At 60.4% G+C, this 20,590-nt stretch carries 22 protein-coding genes and 2 tRNA genes; 13 read left to right on the top strand and 11 right to left on the bottom strand.

The genetic code is table 11. The annotated features are described in order from the left end of the window. Positions 1-155: 155 nt before the first annotated feature. Entirely contained in the window at positions 156-1,439 is a 1,284-nt protein-coding gene (locus FHX14_RS09895) for a CmpA/NrtA family ABC transporter substrate-binding protein (protein WP_184376975.1), read from the bottom strand. 136 nt (positions 1,440-1,575) lie between these two features. Further along, positions 1,576-2,163, bottom strand: a complete 588-nt coding sequence (locus FHX14_RS09890) for an ANTAR domain-containing response regulator (protein WP_037073146.1) — start codon at positions 2,161-2,163, stop codon at positions 1,576-1,578. A 259-nt stretch (positions 2,164-2,422) separates the two neighbouring features. Here FHX14_RS09890 and FHX14_RS09885 point away from each other — a divergent pair, with 259 nt between their 5' ends. The 5 genes from FHX14_RS09885 to FHX14_RS09865 all read left to right on the top strand — a co-directional run bounded on the left by FHX14_RS09885 (position 2,423) and on the right by FHX14_RS09865 (position 8,365). Continuing rightward, on the top strand, positions 2,423-4,249 hold the full coding sequence (locus FHX14_RS09885) for a TRAP transporter large permease subunit (RefSeq protein WP_184376974.1): 1,827 nt from the start codon (positions 2,423-2,425) through the stop codon (positions 4,247-4,249). A 16-nt stretch (positions 4,250-4,265) separates the two neighbouring features. Then, positions 4,266-5,264: a TRAP transporter substrate-binding protein gene (locus FHX14_RS09880; protein ID WP_183693264.1), complete on the top strand. Its 999-nt coding sequence runs from the start codon at positions 4,266-4,268 to the stop codon at positions 5,262-5,264. Between the two features lie 287 nt (positions 5,265-5,551). Continuing rightward, the gene (locus FHX14_RS09875) at positions 5,552-6,211 is read left to right on the top strand and encodes a peroxiredoxin (protein ID WP_184376973.1); all 660 of its coding nucleotides are present in this window, start codon (positions 5,552-5,554) and stop codon (positions 6,209-6,211) included. A 148-nt stretch (positions 6,212-6,359) separates the two neighbouring features. Then, the gene (locus FHX14_RS09870; protein WP_184376972.1) at positions 6,360-7,316 is read left to right on the top strand and encodes a lytic transglycosylase domain-containing protein; all 957 of its coding nucleotides are present in this window, start codon (positions 6,360-6,362) and stop codon (positions 7,314-7,316) included. Positions 7,317-7,411: 95 nt separating this feature from the next. Then, entirely contained in the window at positions 7,412-8,365 is a 954-nt protein-coding gene (locus FHX14_RS09865) for an NAD-dependent epimerase/dehydratase family protein (RefSeq protein WP_184376971.1), read from the top strand. A gap of 11 nt (positions 8,366-8,376) precedes the next feature. On the opposite strand, the gene FHX14_RS09860 is transcribed toward FHX14_RS09865, so the two are convergent. Then, entirely contained in the window at positions 8,377-9,642 is a 1,266-nt protein-coding gene (locus FHX14_RS09860; protein WP_183693260.1) for a glycerate kinase, read from the bottom strand. Positions 9,643-9,841: 199 nt separating this feature from the next. On the opposite strand from FHX14_RS09860, the gene FHX14_RS09855 reads away from it, so the two are divergent. Beyond that, positions 9,842-10,141, top strand: coding sequence for a DUF6074 family protein (locus FHX14_RS09855; protein WP_003586992.1), 300 nt, complete (start codon positions 9,842-9,844; stop codon positions 10,139-10,141). Between the two features lie 72 nt (positions 10,142-10,213). On the opposite strand, the gene FHX14_RS09850 is transcribed toward FHX14_RS09855, so the two are convergent. Then, on the bottom strand, positions 10,214-11,305 hold the full coding sequence (locus tag FHX14_RS09850; protein ID WP_183693446.1) for a PHB depolymerase family esterase: 1,092 nt from the start codon (positions 11,303-11,305) through the stop codon (positions 10,214-10,216). Between the two features lie 210 nt (positions 11,306-11,515). Here FHX14_RS09850 and FHX14_RS09845 point away from each other — a divergent pair, with 210 nt between their 5' ends. Continuing rightward, positions 11,516-11,923: a low affinity iron permease family protein gene (locus tag FHX14_RS09845; RefSeq protein ID WP_003586990.1), complete on the top strand. Its 408-nt coding sequence runs from the start codon at positions 11,516-11,518 to the stop codon at positions 11,921-11,923. A 26-nt stretch (positions 11,924-11,949) separates the two neighbouring features. On the opposite strand, the gene FHX14_RS09840 is transcribed toward FHX14_RS09845, so the two are convergent. From FHX14_RS09840 to FHX14_RS09830, 3 genes are all read right to left on the bottom strand, one after another. After that, on the bottom strand, positions 11,950-12,309 hold the full coding sequence (locus tag FHX14_RS09840) for a low affinity iron permease family protein (RefSeq protein ID WP_184377032.1): 360 nt from the start codon (positions 12,307-12,309) through the stop codon (positions 11,950-11,952). Between the two features lie 129 nt (positions 12,310-12,438). Beyond that, entirely contained in the window at positions 12,439-14,553 is a 2,115-nt protein-coding gene (locus tag FHX14_RS09835) for a catalase (RefSeq protein ID WP_184376970.1), read from the bottom strand. Between the two features lie 156 nt (positions 14,554-14,709). Beyond that, positions 14,710-15,621 carry a hypothetical protein gene (locus FHX14_RS09830; protein ID WP_183693256.1) on the bottom strand — a complete coding sequence of 304 codons (912 nt, stop codon included), beginning with the start codon at positions 15,619-15,621 and terminating at the stop codon, positions 14,710-14,712. A 340-nt stretch (positions 15,622-15,961) separates the two neighbouring features. Between FHX14_RS09830 and FHX14_RS33015 the strand changes: the two genes are divergently transcribed. Next, positions 15,962-16,141, top strand: a complete 180-nt coding sequence (locus FHX14_RS33015; protein WP_003586986.1) for a hypothetical protein — start codon at positions 15,962-15,964, stop codon at positions 16,139-16,141. 466 nt (positions 16,142-16,607) lie between these two features. Here FHX14_RS33015 and FHX14_RS09825 read toward each other — a convergent pair whose 3' ends face one another. After that, complete coding sequence (locus FHX14_RS09825; protein WP_184376969.1) at positions 16,608-16,850, bottom strand: hypothetical protein; 243 nt, start codon at positions 16,848-16,850, stop codon at positions 16,608-16,610. Positions 16,851-17,081: 231 nt separating this feature from the next. Between FHX14_RS09825 and FHX14_RS09820 the strand changes: the two genes are divergently transcribed. Continuing rightward, the gene (locus FHX14_RS09820) at positions 17,082-17,396 is read left to right on the top strand and encodes a hypothetical protein (RefSeq protein WP_183693252.1); all 315 of its coding nucleotides are present in this window, start codon (positions 17,082-17,084) and stop codon (positions 17,394-17,396) included. 325 nt (positions 17,397-17,721) lie between these two features. Here the strand turns inward: FHX14_RS09820 and FHX14_RS09815 are convergent. Both FHX14_RS09815 and FHX14_RS09810 read right to left on the bottom strand, forming a co-directional pair. Further along, positions 17,722-17,796, bottom strand: a tRNA-Asn gene (locus tag FHX14_RS09815). Continuing rightward, entirely contained in the window at positions 17,797-17,994 is a 198-nt protein-coding gene (locus tag FHX14_RS09810) for a hypothetical protein (protein ID WP_183693455.1), read from the bottom strand. Here FHX14_RS09810 and FHX14_RS09805 point away from each other — a divergent pair. Together FHX14_RS09805 and FHX14_RS09800 are read left to right on the top strand one after the other, a co-directional pair. Next, positions 17,914-18,231, top strand: coding sequence for a hypothetical protein (locus FHX14_RS09805; RefSeq protein WP_183693250.1), 318 nt, complete (start codon positions 17,914-17,916; stop codon positions 18,229-18,231). The two genes, FHX14_RS09810 and FHX14_RS09805, sit on opposite strands and share 81 nt — an antisense overlap. 98 nt (positions 18,232-18,329) lie before the next feature. Continuing rightward, the gene (locus FHX14_RS09800) at positions 18,330-18,668 is read left to right on the top strand and encodes a hypothetical protein (protein ID WP_183693248.1); all 339 of its coding nucleotides are present in this window, start codon (positions 18,330-18,332) and stop codon (positions 18,666-18,668) included. Here FHX14_RS09800 and FHX14_RS09795 read toward each other — a convergent pair. Then, entirely contained in the window at positions 18,665-19,000 is a 336-nt protein-coding gene (locus FHX14_RS09795; RefSeq protein WP_183693245.1) for a KTSC domain-containing protein, read from the bottom strand. The genes FHX14_RS09800 and FHX14_RS09795 overlap by 4 nt on opposite strands. A gap of 258 nt (positions 19,001-19,258) precedes the next feature. Here FHX14_RS09795 and FHX14_RS09790 point away from each other — a divergent pair. Together FHX14_RS09790 and FHX14_RS09785 are read left to right on the top strand one after the other, a co-directional pair. After that, positions 19,259-19,332, top strand: a tRNA-Cys gene (locus FHX14_RS09790). 399 nt (positions 19,333-19,731) lie between these two features. Next, positions 19,732-20,397 (top strand): protein-L-isoaspartate O-methyltransferase, encoded by a 666-nt coding sequence (locus FHX14_RS09785; RefSeq protein WP_184376968.1) that lies wholly within the window; start codon positions 19,732-19,734, stop codon positions 20,395-20,397. The last annotated feature ends 193 nt before the right edge of the window (positions 20,398-20,590 follow it).

Below are 20,590 nucleotides of genomic sequence, written 5' to 3'. Positions count from 1 at the left end.
GGCGTTGTTTCTTTAAGCGATTGAATAGAAAGAGAATTTTTAAGAATTGGCCGCCTGCACGTTTTTGCGGCTGCCAAAAAATGTGCAAATCTTTTGTGCGTTGCGGTGATGGCGGGCATCGAATTTTGCTGGCGTTTTGTGCAGGCCGGCATGTATCAGGTCTCATCGCTATGGGAAGCGAAGGGCAGTGCGCTTTTGACGGCAAAGCCCGCGACATAGTCCGGCAATTCCGTCGGATCGAAGACGTGGCCGTCCATGAAGCGATCGCCTTCGTCATTGCCTTCGATGCGGATATCGGCATCATCAGGTGCATTGGCGTCGCCGAGCGCTCTGCGATAGAGATCGGGACGGTAGGCGGAGGCGGCCGCCCGCGCCTTGTTGAGGCTGGGCTCGGCCTGTCCCCAGCGGATCATCTGGCTGTAGATCCACAGCGCATGGCTTGGCCTCGGATAGTTGGCGAAGCCGGAATGAAACTGGAAATAGTCGGCGATGATGCGCCGGTTGCCCCTAGCGTCGAGGCTGAATTCGCCGGCGAGAACGCGGCGAATGATGCCGACGGGGGCGGCTATATAGCGCGGATCGGCAAGCGCTGTCGCCAGCGCGTCGTGATTTTCCGGCCGGTCGCACCAGCGGGCTGCCGCGTCGAGCGCCACGATCAGCCGGGAAACGGTTTCCGGATGGCTTTCCGCCCAATCCGGACGCATGCCGATCACCTTTTCCGGGGCCGACGGCCAGATATCCTGTTTGGCGGCGACGATGCGCCCGACACCGCGCTCCGAGGCGACCATGTTCCAAGGCGCGCCGACGCAGAAGCCGTCGATCGCCCCGGCCGCCAGGGCATCCGAGGTCAGCGGCGGCGGCACGACGACGAGCTTGACGTCCCTGTCGGGATTAATGCCGCCGGCCGCCAGCCAGTAGCGGAATTCGTAATTATGCGAGGAGAAAGGATAGGTGACCCCGAAGGTCGGCAGCGGCTCGCCGCGCGCCTTCATCGCCGCAATCGTTTTGGCCAGAGCATGGGCGTTATCCAGTGCGCTTGCCGTTTCCGGCAATCCGGCGTCATCCCGCATCCTGTCGAAGAGCCGCGTCGACAGCGTGATCGCATTGCCGCCGCGCCCAAGGGAAAACGGCGTGATCGTCGGCGAGGGATTGGAGCCGAGGCCGAGCATGGAGGCGACCGGCATCGGCGACAGCATATGGGCGATGTCGAACTGGCGGAACGCCAGGCGGTCGCGCACATTCGCCCAGGAGACATCCTTGACGAGATCGAGCGTCAGGCCTTCCATCTGTGCGAAGCCGAATTCCGCCGCTGCTATCAGCACCGATGCGTCGACGAGCGGAATGAAACCGGCCCGCAGCACTTTTGGCCCTTCACTGTTGATATGCGCGGGCGAGGGCAGCCCGCCGCTGGAACTGGCGGTGTTCGTCATCATATCCACTCCGGTTTCCTCCGGAAATCTAGAGCAATTCCAGGAAAAGTGCGAAGCGGTTTTCCGTCCGGAATTGCGTTAAAACAAAAGCTTAGAGCGGTTCTGCGCTTCCGTGAAAAGCTGAACCGCTCTAGGAGGCCCGCGCTCACATCAAGAGTCCCGCGGCGGTGACAACGCTCTGGGCGATTTCCGACATCTTCTTCTTTTCGTTCATCGCCGTCTGGCGCAGCAGGGCGAAGGCCTCTTCCTCGGACAGGCCGCGCATCTTCATCAATATGCCCTTGGCGCGCTCGATGAGCTTGCGTTCCTCCAGCGCCGACCGGGCATCGGCAAGTTCCCGCCGCAGCCGGCTGAAGGCGTTGAAGCGGCTGACGGCCATGTCGAGGATCGGTTTGACGCGTTCCTTCTTCAATCCGTCGACGATATAGGCGGAGACGCCGGCATCGACCGCAGCCTCGATCGAGGCCGTGTCGGAGCGGTCGACGAACATGGCGATCGGACGGCTGACCGTGCGCGTCAGCTGGAACAGATGCTCCATCATGTCGCGGTTGGGGTTTTCGATATCGATGATGATCACATCGGGCATCAGCGTTTCGATGGTCCGCGCGATGCCGTTGACCTCGTGCACGACAGTGACGCGCGCATGCCCTGCCTCGCGCAGCCCTTCTTCAATGATGGAGGCGCGGATGGCATTTTCGTCGATCACCAGAATCGTCAGATCGAGATGCTTCATGACTATATTTATGACGCGCCGCAGCAATTTTGGCAAGGTTTAGCCTGAAAAATGTGCAGCAACTTTAACGCCTAAAAATTAATCAAACTGCTGCAGTTTCAGGCGTTTTCGCAGTGCGACATCTGATGTCGACGGCTTATTTTTCCAGCCCCGTGACGCTTGAGGAAGCGCTCCGTTTCAGCGAAAAGGCATGACGCTTTTCGACTTCCATCTTTTGAAGGTCGGCAGCGCCTGATCCTCGGGAAAGAAGGCAGGTTTGTTGGCCACCAGTGAATTTCATCCGATCGAGCGGGCCGGGGATGACGGGATCGCGGCGCGGGCGCTGCGGGCGCTCGAGGCGGTGCTCGGCATAGCCGCAGCGCTCGTGCTCGCCGTGCTGCTCGCCATGGTGCTCGTCACCGTCTGCCTGCGCTATTTCTTCGGCACCGGCTTCATTGGCGCCGAGGATCTCGGCATCTGGCTGCATGTGGCACTGATTGCGCTCGGCGCACCGCTCAGCCTCAACAGTGCGCTTGCCATGCGCCTCGATGTTTTCGTCAGGATGCTGCCCGAAAGCCTGCAGAAGGTGACGCGGATCGGCGCCGATGTCTTCACCGTGCTTTCGGCGTTGATCCTCGCCTTCGGCGGCAGCGAGATCATGACGATGCTCGGCGGCGTCTCGCCGACGCTCGGTCTGCCGGAATGGATCCGCTTCGGCTTCCTCGGCGCCGGCGGCGCGCTGATCCTCATCGTGCTGCTTCTGCAGCGCATCGCCGAAGGCAAGGTCCTGGCGGTTGCTGTTTCGCTGACCCTCGGTGTCGCTCTCTATGCCGGCATCCCGCATATCTCGCTTGATCTCGACTGGCCGCCGAGCATTTTCCTCGGGCTGATCGCGGCGATCGGTCTGGTGCTGGCTGCACCGCTGCCGCACGCCTTTCTCGCCGCAGCCTATGTCGTCATCGCCTTCGGCAGCAGCCTGCCGGAGCCGGCGATCGTTTCCTCCACAGTCACCGGCATATCGAAATTCCTGCTGCTCGCCATTCCCTTCTTCCTGCTTGCCGGCGGCCTGTTGACGGCATCAGGCGTGGCCAACCAGCTTGTGCGTTTTGCCGCCGCCATGGTCGGCCATCGCCGGGCAGGGCTGGCGCAGACGACGCTTTTGACCAGCGTTCTCTTTTCCGGCGCTTCCGGCTCCTCGGTCGCAAATGCCGCTTTCGGCGCGTCGACGTTCCAGCCGGAACTGGTCAAGCACGGTTATCCCCCGGCGCAGGCGGCGGCGATTATCGCCTCGACATCGGTTCTCGACAACATCATCCCGCCGTCGATTGCCTTTCTCATCCTTGCCTCGGCGACCAATCTTTCCGTTGGCGCGCTGCTGGTCGGCGGCTTCTTCGCCGGCGGGCTTATGGCCATATGCCTGGCTGTCGCCATCCATCTGACCGTGCGCGAGCAGGTGACCTTGCCGCGCGCGACCGCCAGGCAGCGCTGGCAATCGGCGGTCCAGGCGATCCCCGCCTTCGGGCTCGGGGTCATCGTGGTCGTCGGCATCCGCATCGGCATCGTCACGACAACGGAGGCGGCAGCGCTCGCCGCCTTCTACACCCTGCTGCTCGGCATCGGCGCGCGGCTCGGCATCCTCTCGCTCTATGCCGCCTTCCGCCAGGCGGCGGTCGAGGCAGCGGCGATCGGTCTGCTGATCGGCACGGCCGGCCCCTTCGCTTTCCTGCTCGCCGTCGACGACGTCTCCGGGCTGATCTCGCATCTGACGACGGCGCTTGGCGGCAGCGCGCTTGCCGTCATCCTTTTGTCGAACGTCATTCTGCTCGCCGTCGGTCTCGTTCTCGATATCGGCGCGGCGATCCTGCTCTTCGGCCCGATCCTGCTGCCGGCAGCGGTTGCCGCCGGCATCGATCCCATCCAGTTCGGCGTGATTATCGTCGTCAACCTGATGATCCACGGGCTGACACCGCCGCTCGGCATGCTGATTTTCGTTGTCAGCGGCGTCACCCGCATTCCTGCCTCAGAACTCTTCCGGGCCGTCGTTCCCTATCTGCTCGCCCTTCTGGTCTCGCTGGCAATCCTCTGCGCTTGGGCCATCATTTTCTAGTGAACAGGACAATCCCATGAACAATCTCAACCGACGTAACTTCCTGAGGACCGCCGCTCTAACCGGTACGGCGCTTGCGGCGCCAGGCTTTATCCGCACAGCCGCCGCCCGCACGACGACGATCACGATCGCCTCTCTGCTCGGCGACGACAAGCCGGAGACGAAGATCTGGGTGAAAATCGGCGAGCTGGTCGAAGCCAAACTTCCGGGCCAGTTCAAGTTCAACATCGTCAGGAACGGCGCGCTCGGCGGCGAGAAGGAAGTGGCCGAAGGCGTCCGCCTCGGTTCGATCCAGGCGAGCCTCTCCACCGTCTCGTCGCTGTCCGGCTGGGCGCCCGAACTGCAGATCCTCGATCTGCCTTTCCTCTTTCGCGATGCCGACCATGTGCACAGAACTGTCGGCGGCGAAGTCGGCGCCGATCTCAGGCAGAAACTGCAGGCGCAGAATTTCGTCGTCGGTGATTTCATCAATTACGGCGCCCGCCACCTCCTGACCAAGGAACCGGTGACGAGGCCGGAGCAGCTCAAGGGCAAGCGCATCCGCGTCATCCAGAGCCCGCTTCACACCAAGCTTTGGAGCGCATTCGGCACGACGCCGATCGGCATTCCGATCACCGAGACCTACAATGCGCTGGCAACCGGCGTCGCCGACGCCATGGACCTGACCAAATCGGCCTATTCCGGCTTCAAGCTTTATGAGGTCGTGCCCGATATGACCGAGACAGGCCACATCTGGGCATCCGGCGTCATCTATTATTCCTCGACCTTCTGGGCCGGCCTGAACGACGAGCAGAAGGCGGTTTTCCAGCAGGCTTCCAGCGAAGGCGCCGCCTATTTCAACCAGCTGATCGTCGACGACGAGATCAAGTCCGTCGGAACGGCGCTTGGCCATGGCGGCAAGCTGTTGAAGCCGGAAGCCTTCGAAGAATGGCAGAAAGGCGCGCAGGGCGTCTGGGCCGATTTCGCGCCTGTTGTCGGCGGCCTCGACAGGATCAAAACCATTCAGGCGGCTTGAAGCGGGCGAGGGCGGACACCTGATGTTTCCGACAGTGCCGATGTAAAAAATCGGCCCTGTCATCGCTCGGATGCATCGGAAAAATAATGCCGTCGCAGGCCTGAAATCGAAAGAGCGTACCTTCGGTTATCGTGATATATGGCTTAGTGAAATCCTGGGATGGGACGTTTTTACTTTCGGCCGGCGCGACCCTGAAGACGCAATCCAGCGACCGCTTCCGGCGGACGGATCCCATGGCCTCGATTTGAGATGCTCAAGAATTAACACAAGGCTTTGGAGGGCCGACCATGAGCTTACGCATCAACGATATTGCCCCCGATTTTACTGCCGACACCACGCAGGGACCGATCAGCTTCCATGACTGGATCGGCAATGGCTGGGCCGTCCTGTTCTCGCATCCGAAGAACTTCACGCCTGTCTGCACGACCGAGCTCGGCGCCATGGCCGGCCTTGCCGGAGACTTTGCCAAGCGTGGCGCCAAGATCATCGGCATCTCCGTCGATCCTGTGGAAAGCCATGCCAAGTGGAAGAACGACATCAAGACCGCCACCGGCTTCGACGTCGAATATCCGCTGATCGGCGACAAGGACCTCAAGGTCGCCAAGCTCTACGACATGCTGCCGGCCGGGGCCGGCGAGAGCTCGGAAGGCCGCACGCCCGCCGACAACGCCACCGTGCGTTCGGTTTTCATCATCGGTCCCGATAAGAAGATCAAGCTGATCCTCACCTATCCGATGACGACGGGCCGGAATTTCAACGAGATCCTGCGCGTCATCGATTCCATCCAGCTGACGGCCAAGCACCAGGTGGCGACACCGGCGAACTGGAACCAGGGCGATGACGTCATCATCACCGCCGCGGTTTCCAACGAAGACGCGATCACGCGTTTCGGCTCCTTCGATACGGTCCTGCCCTACCTCCGGAAGACGAAGCAGCCGACGGCCTGACCGCTGCTTTCAAGCCTGTTTGGAAGCCGCCGCGGCCATTGGCCCGGCGGCTTTTTCATGCGCCATTGCCGAAATCAGGAAGCGTCGCGCCGTGATCGATGCTATCTAGGATCAGCGTCGCGATGGAAGTCGAACCTGCCGAGATCCGATGAGAGGGCGAAAGCGTCAGTCCGACATGGTGAGGAGATCGGCGAAGGCCCTGCTTTCGCTCTGTTTTCTGTTTTCCGTCATCGACATGCCGAAAGCTCAGCCGGAAGGAAGCGATGCCGAGCCTGCCTGCCTCTATTCCGGGCCTTCGGCCTCGGGATCGAACGAGACGCTCTGTATCCGCAAGGACAGTTTCAGTCGCGATCTCTGCGCCGCAATCGAGCATTTCGCCGAGGCCAATCAGTTGCCGCCGGACTATTTCGCCCGCCTCATCTGGCGCGAAAGCACCTTCCGCCCCGACGCGGTCAGTTTCAAGGGGGCGCAGGGCATCGCCCAGTTCATGCCCGGAACGGCGAAACTGCGCGGTCTCGAAGACAGCTATCAGGTGCTGGAGGCACTGCGGAAATCGGCGCAGTATCTCGACGAATTGCGCAATCGTTTCGGTAATCTCGGTCTTGCTGCCGCCGCCTATAATGCCGGCGAAAACGGTCTTGCCGCTTACCTTACGTCAGGAAGATTGCCTTACGAGACGCGCGGCTACGTGATGGCGATTACCGCCCATACTGTGGAGGAATGGAAGGACAATCCGCCGGCAACGGCGGCAGCCCCGCTCGACAAGGACGAACCTTTTCTCGATGGCTGCGTGGCGCTTGCCGAACGCCGGACGTTGAAGGACACGCCCTGGCGTCAGGAGGGCGATTGGGCGCCCTGGGGTGTCCAACTGGCGGCGAACGCGGATGTCGCGGTGGCCCGGCGCATGTTTCTCGATGCGGTGCAGGATCTGCCTGCGCCGCTCAATGCGGAACAGCCGCTGATCCTGCGCCAGCGCGACCGCAGCTTCGGCTTTCGCCCGCGTTACGCAGCCCGCATCGGCCGGCAGACGCGCCTGGAAGCCAACAGCCTCTGCAACCAGATCCGCAGTCACGGCGGCACCTGCCTGGTTTTCAAGAATCGATAGCGTGCCGCTTTCCCATCCTTGGCGAAAACGCCGCTTGCAGGATCGCGACACGGCGCAGCATAGTCGGCGCGGATCATGCAAAGGGAGGAACGACAATGCGGGTTTTGGTCATCGGAGCGACGGGCCATGTCGGAACCTATCTCGTTCCTCGTCTGGTCGAGGCGGGGCACGACGTCGTCACCATCAGCCGCGGCGCAGCAAGGCCCTACACGGAAAACCGCGCCTGGGCCTCCGTCGACCAGCGCCGGATGGATCGCGCCGAGATGGAACGGACCGGAGATTTCGGCCCGGCCGTGCGTGACGTGAAAGCCGATATCGTCATCGACATGATCTGCTTCACGCTTGAGAGTGCCGAGCAACTGGTGACCGCGCTATCCGGGCATGTCGGTCATTTCCTGCACACCGGCACGATCTGGACCCATGGCTACCCCAGCGCCGTGCCGACACTCGAAGAGGCGCCGAAGTCTCCCTTCGGTGACTACGGCATCCAGAAGGCGGCAATCGAAACCTATCTGCTGCAGCAGGCAAGGCTTCGCGGCTTTCCGGCGACCATCATTCATCCCGGCCACATCGTCGGCCGCGGATGGGCGCCGCTCAATCCTGCCGGCAATTTCAACCTGCAGGTCTTTTCGACCCTTGCCCGCGGAGACGCCCTGGCGCTGCCCAATTTCGGCCTGGAGACGGTCCATCACGTCCATGCCGATGACGTGGCGGCGATGTTCATGGGAGCGATCGCCAACTGGAATGCGTCGACCGGCGAAAGTTTCCACGCAGTTTCGGAGCAGGCGCTGACGCTGCGTGGATATGCCGAAGCCATGTCGCACTGGTTCGGGAAGGAGCCGAAGCTCAGCTTCGCCCCATTCGATGCCTGGGCCGAAAGCCAGACGGTCGAAGATGCGGAGGCGACATGGGAGCATATCGCTCGCAGCCCGAATTGCTCGATCGCCAAAGCCCGGCGCCTGCTCGGCTATGCGCCGAGATATACGTCGCTGCAGGCGGTGCAGGAATCGGTTGACTGGCTGATCGGGCAGGGGCGGATCGAGAGCTGATCCGCTGGATCTTAGGCGATCAGGATAGCCCTGAAATCGTTGACATTCGTGCCGGTCGGCCCCGTTTCAAAGAGATCGCCGACGGCTGCAAAGCCTGAATAACTGTCATTGCCGTCGAGCAGTCGGCGCGGATCGAGCCCGGCGGCGCGCAGGCGCTTGACCGTGCCGCCATCGGCGAAGGCGCCGGCATTGTCCTCCGAGCCGTCGATCCCGTCCGTGTCGGCAGCAAGGAGATGAATGCCCTCCTGTGCGTCGATCGCAAGCGCCATGGCGAGCGCGAATTCGCCGTTGCGTCCGCCCTTGCCGCCCTTGGCGCGGAGCGTCACCGTCGTCTCGCCGCCGGACAGGATGACGACCGGTTTCGGAAACGGCCTGTTCCGGCCGAGCACCTCACGGGCGATTGCCGCATGCACCAGCGCCACGTCGCGCGCTTCTCCCTCGATCGCATCCGAAAGGATGGCGGGCTCGATCCCTTGCGACTTCGCCAGGGCGGCCGCGGCCTCCAGCGACACGCCGGCAGAGGCGATGATGTGATGTGCGTGGCGTGCAAAGACCGGATCGTCCGGCCGCGGTGCATCGGCCTTGGCTGAGTTCAGATGGTCGAGGGCTGCCTGCGGCAGCTGCAATCCATATTGCTTGACGATCTCAAGGGCATCGTGCCGCGTCGAACCATCGGGCACGGTCGGCCCGGAGGCGACATGGGCCGGATTGTCGCCGGGAATGTCGGAGACGATCAGGCTGACGACCCTTGCTCTGGTTGCCGCCGCAAGTCTGCCGCCTTTGATGGTCGAGAGATGCTTGCGCACGACGTTCATCGCCGAGATCGGCGCGCCCGAGGCAAGCAGCATTTCGTTCAGCGCAATCTCGTCTTCGAGGGTGAGCCCCACCGGCGGGGCGGGCAGCAGCGCCGAGCCGCCGCCGCATATCAGCGCGATCACCAGATCGTCTTCCGTCAGTCCGCTCACCGTCTCCACCAGCCGACTTGCCGCCGCAAGTCCCGCCGCATCGGGAACAGGATGGGCAGCCTCGATGATCTCGATGTCGCGTGTCTCGCAACCATAGCCGTAGCGTGTGACCACCAGACCCGTAAGCGGCCCGTCCCAGACGCTTTCGAGCGCCCGCGCCATCTGCGCAGCACCCTTGCCGGCACCGATCACCACGGTCTTTCCCTTCGGCCTGTCAGGCAGGTTTGCCTTGATGCCGGTCAGCGGATCGGCGGCGCGAACCGCCGCATCGAACAGGCTTTTCAGGAAATCGCGGGGAGCGCTTATCGTCATCGGTGGTCTCTGCTGCCTGGAGTGTCGAACGTGATGCCGACTGTCGACGCATCCCCGTGTCGGCGTCAAGGTCGAAGACGAGGCAGTGTGACGGTTGTGGACTGCAAATTCTGCTTCATCGAAAGAACGGGGACGAACGATAGAAAGCATTAACCATAGTCCCGTAGACAACGAACAGGATCAAAGGAACCTGTGTTCGATGGCTACTGAAATGACCTGCCGCCCCGCCGCCCAGAGTGAAGGCGTGGTGATTGCTTTTCCCTCCGGAACCGGAACCGCCAATATCGAGCGCTGCGCCCGTGAACTCGGCCGCAGACATGGCGCGGATGCGATCGCATTCTGGAGGGCCGAATGCCGCAGGCTCGCCGATCAGCTTCTGGCTGCCGGGATGCCGGAGAGCGATGTCGGCGAGCGGGTGCTGCAGTTTCAGCAGGATGTCCAGATCGAACTGGTCCTCAGCCATCAAAACGGGCCGCTGCCCAAGTCTCAGAACCGATAGCGGCAATCTCGTTGGATCTGGACGGTCCCCCGGCGAATGGCATGGCAGCCAGTTTGCTCCTGTTCTGTCGCTTTACCGCAGCAGCCCGGCAGACCGAAGGGCGTCTTCAATGACCTTCTGAATGCCGCCGCGATCATCCCCTATGGCAGATGAATCTGCGACGTTTTCCGGTTGTGCAGCAGCGGGTTTTGCATTGCGCCGCTTTTCAAACGAGGGAATGAGGCCCCAGGACCTGGCGATTTCGACGGTCGAGGAAATTCCGACGTCAAGCATGAAGGGGCCGCTCGCCCCGTAGCCGATGCCGACGTCAAGCGGCGTGCCGTGATCCATTCCGGCAATCGTATAGAGTTCGATCACCTCCGCCCCATGAGCATCGGTCCAGACCCTTCGCTGATGGCGTCCGATATTTTCCACGCGCGGCGGCGATGCGTCGATGCCGTGGATATTTCTCCATTGCTCCACGATGGCATTCGCATTGGATGGCACGACGGTTCTGTCTGCGCTTCCCTGCCAGAGCGACAAAGTCGGCCACGGGCCTTTGTGGCCTGAGGCGTTTCTCAACCGCAGTTGCAGTTCCTTGGCGGTCGGGCCGCCATGACCGCGCATTCGGTCGAACGCCTCGGGAATGGTCGCGGCGCTGGCATAGGGCAGGCCTGCAATGATGGCGCCGCCGGCAAAAATCTCCGGATAGGTGGCAAGCATGGCGGCGGTCATGGCGCCGCCGGCCGAAAGCCCGGTCACGAACACACGCCGGCTGTCGATGCTATGCTCCGCAACGAGTTTTGCGATCATCTGGCGAATGGAAAAGACCTCGCCGTGATCCCGGCGTATATCTTCGGGGTTAAACCAGTTGAAGCAGAGGTTGGGATTGTTTGCCCTTCGTTGCTCGGGAAACAGCAGCGCGAAACCATAGTCCTCTGCCAACCCAGACCACCCCGACCCGATGTCATAGCCTGATGCAGTCTGGGTGCAGCCGTGCAGGACGGTAACCAGGGCCATGTTCTTTGCACGCTTCGACGGCAGGTAGATGTAACCTCCCAGAGCCCCCGGGTTTGCACCAAATGCGTCCAGGGCGATCAGATCGGGATTTTCCTGAGTGGGGCGGGGGCGAAGCGTTCCTCGCAACGCAGCAAGGCGCGCAAGCGTGTCGGACATAGATCTCATGAAAGTCTCCGCCAATCAGCAGCCGGGATGGCGGTGATGCCTGCGTAAACGCCTCAGTCGGCGGAAGGTTGCTGCGCTGCACAATATTTTCTGAGCAGGCTGGATTTCCGGATGCGCGGGCAGCTCCGCAGGGCGAGGAACTTCGGCCAGGAAATGACGTTGATCTTGTCGATTGACAGCATTGTCGCTGCAATTAGCGAGGCTTTTCAGATGTCGAACAAACCCAACTTCTTCTCTTCCTTTGCAACCGTCGTCGCCGATTTCTCGGGAAAGCCGTTCACCTTTGTCGCGGCTTTGACGCTCGTGATTGCCTGGGCGGTATCCGGTCCCTTTTTCGGCTATTCTGAAACCTGGCAGCTGGTGATCAATACGACCACGACCATCATCACCTTCCTGATGGTATTTGTATTGCAGAACAGCCAGAACCGTGACGGCAAAGCGGTTCAGGCCAAGCTCGACGAACTCATCCTGACGAGCCAGGCCGCCAACAAGTTCGTCGGCATCGAGAAGTTGGACGAGGGTGAACTCAGAGAAATGAGCAAGACGCTTGCCGCGCAAGCCGAATGTGTCGAGGAAAAAGCGGATGAAAAATCCGCCGCGGAGGCGGCCTCCACCTGAGGCATATCGCCTCGATGCGACACGTTTTAGTTCATCGGCTCTGACATCTGGTCGTGGTGTTGCTGCCGCATTTCCTCGATGGCCTCGGCCTCTTTCTTCTCAGCCGCAATCCAGTGATTTCCGGCCTTGCTTGATCGGATCAGTTCGTTGAGCTTGGTTTGGAGCGCCACCATGTCCCGATTTTGGGAGTGCTGCACCAGCAGAAGAATAAAAAATATGATGAGCGTCCCCATCATGTTGGTCAGCAGAAACCATTGCCGTGGGAAAGAAAAACTGAGGCCCGCCGCCGCCCATAGGGCGAGCAACGCGACCAGCGTGACAGGGACCGCGCGATGCCCTGCCCATAAGACGGCCAAGTCGGAAATCTGTCGAAAACGCCAGCGCATAGCGCATAAACGAAGGATGGAGCAGATGTTTCCATCATCCAGGCTCAATAAATCACGTGCTGCGAACAGTTTAAAACCCGCGTTTCCGCGGGTTCTGGACGACGAGCCATTCTCATGGCCACCCTAAGTTCAATTCAGTTTGACCGACGGTTCGCGGCCCCAGACACGCAATTTGCCAAGCGCTTTGACAAAGGCCGCGACATCCCCGGCCGCTCTAAGCGCAAGCACGCCCTCATCCAGGGAATCGGCAATTCCGGCCTTTTGCATGAGGGGCAGCGCTGTTTCCACATAGCCGATGAACTTGCAGTGCACGAAGGCATCCGAAACGAAATCATGGGCCGTTGCCTCCTTTAGCAGATCGCTGCTTCCCGCCGACGAGGGCAGCAGCGCGACGGCGTCGTAAAGCACCGAAGGTCCGCCGTCGATCATCTGATGCGCCTCGATCCAATTGCCGTCCGAGAGCGTCACGCCGCCGATCTTTGGCGCGATCACTTCGAATGTTGCCTTCTGCTCGGTGATCTCGGCAAGCAGCGCCTTGAAGATCGCGGCGTCGCTGCCGTCGGTGACAAGAATACCGAGCTTGCGTCCTTCGAACCGCTTCGGACCGCGCTCGACAATGCTGAGCGCCGGCGACGGCTCGAGATCCTGGCGCGTCGGCATGGCGGCATCGGCAGGCTTCGGCATCGATTTGAAGCCGAGTGCGTGGCCGACCTTGCTGGCCAAAGTCTCATCGATGTTCATGAGATGCGAGACCATGCGCTCGCGAATGACCGGTGTTTCGACCTTGCTCAATTCGAAGATCAGCGCTGCTGCGATATGGCGTTGCTCCGGCGCAGTCTGACTGATGAAGAACTGCCTGGCCTGGCTGTAATGATCGGCAAAGCTTTCCGACCGCAACCGGACTTTGGGACCCTGCTCCTCGGCCGGGAAGTGACGATAGCCCTGAACCGGCGATTGTCGCGGTCCTTGATTCCAGGAGTTCGGCTGGTAATTGACCCGTCCGACAGGATTGCGCATCGCCATGTGGCCATCCTGCTGGAAATTGTGGAAGGGACATTTCGGAGCGTTGATCGGCAGGTGGGTGAAATTCGGGCCGCCCAGACGTTTCAGCTGCGTGTCGAGATAGGAGAAGTTCCGACCCTGCAGAAGCGGGTCGTTGCTGAAGTCGATGCCAGGTGGAACGTTCTGCGTCATGAAGGCGACCTGCTCGGTTTCGGCGAAAAAGTTCTCGGGCATTCGGTCGAGCACCAGACGGCCGATCGGTTTGACCGGCAGGATCTCCTCGGGAATGATCTTCGTCGGATCGAGGATGTCGAAGTCGAACGTGTCGGCGAAGTCCTGATCGAAAAGCTGCACACAGAGCTCCCACTCCGGGAAGTTTCCTGACTGAATCGACTGCCAGAGGTCGCGGCGATGGAAGTCCGGATCCGCACCGTTTATCTTGACCGCCTCGTTCCAGGCGACGGATTGCAGGCCGAGTTTCGGTTTCCAATGAAATTTGACGAAGGTCGATTCATCGGCCGCGTTGACGAAGCGGAAGGTGTGAACGCCAAACCCCTCCATGAAACGGAAGGAGCGCGGGATGGCGCGGTCCGACATGACCCACATGATCATATGCATGCTTTCCGGGGTGAGGGAGATGAAGTCCCAGAAATTGTCATGCGCAGACTGCGCCTGCGGAAATTGCCTGTCGGGTTCCGGCTTTACGGAATGGACGAGGTCGGGAAATTTGATCGCGTCCTGAATGAAGAAGACGGGAATGTTATTGCCGACCAGATCCCAATTACCCTGCTGCGTGTAGAGCTTCACCGCGAAACCGCGCACGTCGCGCGCCAGATCGAAGGACCCCTTGCTGCCGGCGACTGTCGAAAACCGCACGAAGGCCGGCGTCTTTTCCCCGGGCCGCTGGAAAAGATCGGCCCGGGTGTAGGCGGCCAGCGATTCATAGGTTTCGAAATAGCCATGGGCGCCATAACCGCGCGCATGCACGACCCGCTCGGGAATGCGCTCGTGGTCGAAATGAAAGATCTTCTCGCGAAAATGGAAGTCATCGATGAGGGCAGGGCCGCGGGCGCCGAGACGAAGTGTATTCTGATCGTCGGAAACGGGGCCGCCCTGTGCTGTGGTCAGCACCGGCATGCCGTCCTCGGCAAACTGATGCAGCTCACCGCCTGCACCGCGGTGCAGCTTCTGATCATGAATCGTCGCGTTGTCCGAGGGCGAGGTCTTCGTCTTCTTGGCCATCTATCTTCTCCGGAAAGGGTGTGACCTAACCGAAGCTCAAAAATGGCGACATGTTCCGCTCGCCGCGAAATAAACTGCAACCTGGCGAAGGGTTGCGTTCAAACATAAAATAGGGCGAGGGGCCTTTCGACCCCGCGCCCCGGTTTCCGCCGGTTTTCAGAGCCGGCGTGCAACGATGAGATCTTCCTCTTCGTCGCGTTGCGATCCGCCAAACGCTGCGGCAGCAGAGGCGATGAAAGCCCCGATCAGAAGTGACAGCGAGCCGAGCAGGGCCGTCGTGGAGGCCGCCTTGCGTGCCTCATCGGCAGCTTTCTGGGCGGCGACCTTGGCGTCGTCGATCCGCTTCAGCACCGTATCGACGCGGGTGCGTGCATCGGCTTCGGAAAGACCCGTCCGAGAGGAGACGATGGTGGCAAGATAGGCCTTGTCGTCATCCGGAATCTTGCCCTCTGCCGCGCCGTTGAGGAGGATGCGGGACACCTCGGATGTTGCCGCGGCATCATTGGACGTCGCCGCGGCGCGAGCCTGGTCAGGGCGCAGCAATGCGTCGGTAAAATAGGAGGTGGAAAGATCCACCGGCGAGTCTGCCGACGAAGCTGCTGCCGTGCCGGCGGCCGTGGCAGTCGATCCCACGGCCGAGCCCACGGCTTGTGCACCCGCGCCGGCCAGCGAGGTCAGCGATGATGCGAGAAAGCCGGCGACGAAGACGGTCGCCAGAGCCCAGCTTAGGAAACCATGCGCCGTGTCACGGAAGAAAACCTCGTCCGTGTGAACAGCCGCCCATTTCGTCCGCAGCCGGCCGGTAATATAGCCTCCGAGCGCCGACGAGAGCCATTGCACGAGAACGAGCCAGATTGCCGCCGTCACGCCGAGTGTCCCGAGCGAACTGCTTTGCCCCGACCAGGGCGACACCATCGTCAGCCCGAGCCCGGATCCAAGCAGCAGAAGAATGAGGGTGACGCCAATGGCCGCGGCCGCACCCCCGAAGATAGGCCCCCATGTCATGGCCGATTTGGAGGATTCGACCGGAGTGGCAACCTCTCCGGAACCTGTCATTGAAACCGACATGATCTGTTCCTATCGCATAAACAGAGCAAGAAGGATGATGATAGGCAGTGGAACACCGAGCAGCCAAAGTAGAATACCGCGACCCATGAGAGACCTCCTGTCAAAGCTGACGTTACGTTGTTGATGCCACTCAACTTTTAACCGCGGTGTTTGTTCCCGGCCGCTTGATCATCGACGATCTTCAGACGCAGATTATAAAGATTGACGAAATCTAGGGCGCTCGCGCTAACGCCAGCCGGGGAGCGCACCTATATCTTGGGTTCAAGGTGGGGAAATTCTCCCGTTACTCCCAAAGGCAGAAACTCATGGCTGCATCACAGCGTAAATCGGAGAAGCATCGATGAACAGATTTCGGGCATTTGTCGCGGCCGGAGCAATCAGTCTTGCCTTTATCACTTCGGCCTGCTCGACGGCGCCGAATTCATATGGCTCGGCATCGGGATATCAGCCGGGAGATTCCTTGAACCCGGCCTGCGCCGATGGCTTCAGACCCGGTGACGGCCGTTCGTGCAGCTATTAAAAGCGGTCGGCTCTCGTCCGCTAAGAGCGGCAGCTTGCGGGAGGAGGTGCTCCGTGAGCGACCGCGCAGGTCGGCAGGCAGGATCGTGATCGGCTCCTGGCGTCATTCCCGTTTGATGGTCGTGGCGATAGTATGTGTTCGAAAGGGAGGTGCGAGCGCGGTTCCCACACTGCAATGATCAAGAAAGAACGGCCACGTGATCTCGTGGCAGCGACGTGACGTCAATCTGCCGCCCGACCCCATTCTTAAGTTAATGGCGGTCGCGTCCTGCCGCAGTCTCTATACCATCAGACCGGCAACGCAAAGATGGCCGGTTCGCCGCTTGTCGCTTTCGTTAAAGGCGAACGCCAGGACGACCCGGCTCCAGAGTAATGAATTTCGATAAGCGTCGGCGCCCCGCGGGCGCACACGACCGCGGCGACGCTGTTCTCTTGCGACCTGGATCTTTGGGCCGATTCCAACAATGTCACTGGTCGCGTGGCAGGGCATCGATCAACTGGTGCACCTTATCGGTTCCGTAGACGATATCCTCGCGGGGCAAATGCACCGTGATTTCGATCTCCTGCCATCGACCGCCATTATTTCTAGCGTAACTCACAGCCGCCTGTAGAGATTTGAATTCAACTGCGGGCGCGCCGGCGATCCAGAACTGCACGGTGCAATCGGCTTCGCAATAGTCGGAGAGTGCTTTGAGCGGGTCTAGGGCCATACGATGGGCTCTACACCTTTGGCGGTTCTTTGGCTACCGCACGTGAAGCGCCGCCGCTGTTTTCGAGTCGCGCAATCCGCGCCACATTGACGTGACCTCCGCTCCTCCAACACCGATGGCCGCCGCGATCACCGCGACCGCTGGTGTCTTTCTGGAAATTCCACAGGGGAGAGCCGTTCATGCCAGGTTAATGCGTATTAACCCAGACTCGGGGCCTGAAAGGATGCGCCGATGAAAAAGCTTTTTCCCGTAGTCGCAGCCACAGTCTTGGCTGCATGTTTCGCCCTGCCGCTAAACGCCACGCCGATTTTCGTGCCGAAACCGGTAGCAATGCACACCGCCGACGTCGAGCAGGTCAAAGACCGTCGCCACGGTAACGGACATGCGTATGGCCACTGGAAGAAAAGCCGGTACGCTTACCGCGACTGCCGGTACTACGGCTCGTGCTACCGTCCTCGGCACTATGGCTATCGTGATTATTACGGCTATCGCGACGATTACCCCTATCGTCGTCGATCAGGCGTGACCGTGTATTTCAATTTTTAGTCGGCAGTGCTCCGGCCCCTTGAAGCCGTCGACTTGACCTTACCACACCACCACAGCAGCCCGTCGGGATACCAACTCGGCGGGCGTCTTGTTTCCGGCGCCTGAACAAAGAAAAAGGTCGGGGCGAATGCTCGCGCCGACCTTCTTTGATTGCATCAGCCCGGTGCCAGTACATCCGTGGTCACCAGCAAAAGCTATCCGATGGATTGAATTTATGCGTCTTGTGAATTTTCGCAAGGATTAGGGGATGCTGATTTAGGGCTAAAAGTCAGAAGAAAACGCCTGCTTTCGGATTTCTCAACGAAACAGGCGATTAACTTGAAAATGGCTCCCCGGGCCGGATTCGAACCGGCGACCTGTCGATTAACAGTCGAATGCTCTACCGCTGAGCTACCAGGGATCACTGCTTGGCGCGGTGTGAGTGGGCTAATACAAATGCTTGCCCGATTTGCCAAGCGGTTTTTTCAAAAAAATGAAATGAACTTGTATTTGGGTTGTCTGTGCCCATCTCTGGGGAATGACGAACCGGAATGATCGCGAAGAAACGAGAGGCGGCGAAAAGCCCGGGAAGCGGGCAGGGCGCTTCGGCATCGATCATGCAAGCGGTAGGCTTATGCTCGGCTCCTTCAGCATCGGCATGCCGCGCTCCCGCATCGCGCGGATGGCCATCGGCATCGCCCTCATACTATGCGGGTTCCTGGGCTTCCTGCCGATCCTGGGTTTCTGGATGTTGCCGCTCGGCTTTCTTGTGCTCTCGCACGATCTTCCTGTGGCACGCCGGCTTCGGCGCCGCCTGGCGGTCTGGTGGCACAGGCGTCGGAAACCGGCTAGCTGAGAGCACCCGGGGAGCGGTCGGGAATAGCAAATGGATTTTCATCCCCGTTGTTTGCGGATTGAAAATGTGAAAAGCGCTAAAATGGTCCAGGTGAGAACATGAAGGCATTTTTTGTTGTCGCCCTGTCGGCGGCGACGATTCTCTCAGGCGTTGCGGCCGAGGCCCAGGCTGTCGACGGCCGGGGTTTCGATGCTCGCGGCATCTGCCGCCGTCCCGAAGGCTGCGTCGTCGATCACGGCCAGGGCGGCAGCTATAACGGGCCTCGCAACTACCGCAATTTCAACGGCCGGAACGAACGTGACGGCAATAACGATCGCGACCGAAACGATCGCCGCTATCGCAATCAGAACAGAAGCGACAATTTCGATGGCTTGACCAATCGTGTAGCCGCAGGCCCGGTCGCAGTTGAGCCGGGTGCATCGTCCACACTAATCTAGTTGGATCTGAGTTCGCTTTCCTCGAAAACGCCGTTGGGACCCTGATCGAGGCTGGTCACCATCAGCAGGCTGCTGACGGCAAGGAGAAGGACGAGCTTCAGCGCGTAAAAAAGGAAGACCCTATGTCGGCTGCCCTGTGGGACCCGGGAAGGCGCGATATAGTAGTTGTAATAGAAGTGCGGATCACTCGTTTCCAGCAGGTTCTGGTAGACGTGCGGCGGAATGTCCGCATGTTTCACCGGTGGAGAACCCGGAAATTTTACATGAAGATCGCGGCTGTCGGCATCATATGCCGCATGCACGTGCTTCGACTTGAGGGCAGCCCAATCCATTGCAGCTCCTATCGCCCTCCCGGGGCCAATATGAGGCCCGCAGGACGATCGTCAAGCTAACGATTTGTTTCAAATGCGATCACTGCCGGGAAGGGGCATGGCTACGATGAGGGAAATTCGAGCCTGCGCTCATGCCGGCCGGACACGGGAAAATGGACTTTTCGGCAGCCGCAGAATGGCGTTTTTCCGAAATGCCCTCTTGCGATTTCCTTACGATCATTCTAAACGCTCGCCACGGCTCAGATAACGAGCTTGTGAGGCCTCGTGGCGGAGTGGTGACGCAGAGGACTGCAAATCCTTGTACCCCGGTTCAATTCCGGGCGAGGCCTCCAACATCTCCCACCACCGCATGCCCTGCCGTCCGCCGGCATAAGATTGTCGCAGACGCCATGCGGGGATTGAGCGCTACGGCGCCTCTATCACTTCAATGTCGTTTCGCCGTCCAGCAGCCCGCAGCAGAAGATGCCGATGAGCGCTGCGACGATGAAAAAATCGAACAGCGTCAGATACTCGAAAATCGCAGACATGGCCTGCTCCTCCTATTTCCTCCGTTGAAAATCATAACATGAAGGGGCGGGGAGTTCCACGTTTACGTGCAGAGCCTCATTGCCTCTGTTGCGCGGAAGAAGCGTTTGCCGGATTCTTTTCGCCGGCGGCTGCCAAGCCTTGAAAGCATCGGTGGCGGGGATTAAGAGACGAGAGACAGGAACCGCTTTCAAGAGCGAGAGGACATGATGGATTTCGAAGCAGCGCGCGTAAAGATGGTCGACACCCAGGTTCGCACGACGGACGTTACCTCGCATTCCGTGCTGACAGCGTTTCTCACGGTCCCGCGTGAGGCATTCGTGCCGGAGAAGGCGAAGCTGTTGGCTTACATCGACAACGATGTCGAGATATCGGCCGCCGCACCCGGAAAGCCGGCGCGCTTCCTGATGGAGGCATCGCCGCTCGCCAAGCTGCTGCAGCTCGCCGCAATCACCAAGGATGATTTCGTCCTCGAAGTCGGTTGCGGCACCGGTTACACATCGGCGCTGCTGTCGATCATTGCCGGCTCGGTCATCGCGCTCGAATGCGACGAGGCGCTGGCCGCCGAGGCGAAGACCCAGCTCGCCGGCTACGCCAAGGTCGAGGTCGTCTCCGGACCGCTCGAAAAGGGCTACGCTGCCGGCGCTCCTTATGATCTGATTTTTGTCAACGGCGCAGTGGAGGAGGTGCCCGCGGCCCTTCTCGATCAATTGCGCGATGGCGGTCGTCTGATCACGGTCGAAGGTTACGGCAATGCCGCCCGCGCCAAGGTGTTCGTCGCCGAGCGCGGCGCCGTTTCGGAAAACGTCTTCTTCAATGCCTCCGTCAAGCCGCTGCCGGGTTTCGCCAAGGCGCGCGAATTCGTTTTCTGACACCGTCTGCCGATGGACCAGCTACGGGCGCCACTGGCGCCCGTTTTTGTTGAAGTGCAGCCGCGTCTTCTCCGGCGCCCGAAGGACGCTGTAACAGTTAGAATCCACGCATCGCCGGAAAGCCTTCACAAACATCATTTATCCTGACGCTGCCAGGTCGCAACCATCGGGTAACAAAACTGTGCATGGCCGC

This window comes from Rhizobium sp. BK619 (assembly GCF_014195245.1).
GTDB classification, from domain to species: Bacteria; Pseudomonadota; Alphaproteobacteria; order Rhizobiales; family Rhizobiaceae; genus Rhizobium; species Rhizobium acidisoli.
The sequence above is the reverse complement of the archived record's forward strand: the minus strand, read 5'-3'. Positions and strand labels throughout refer to the sequence as shown.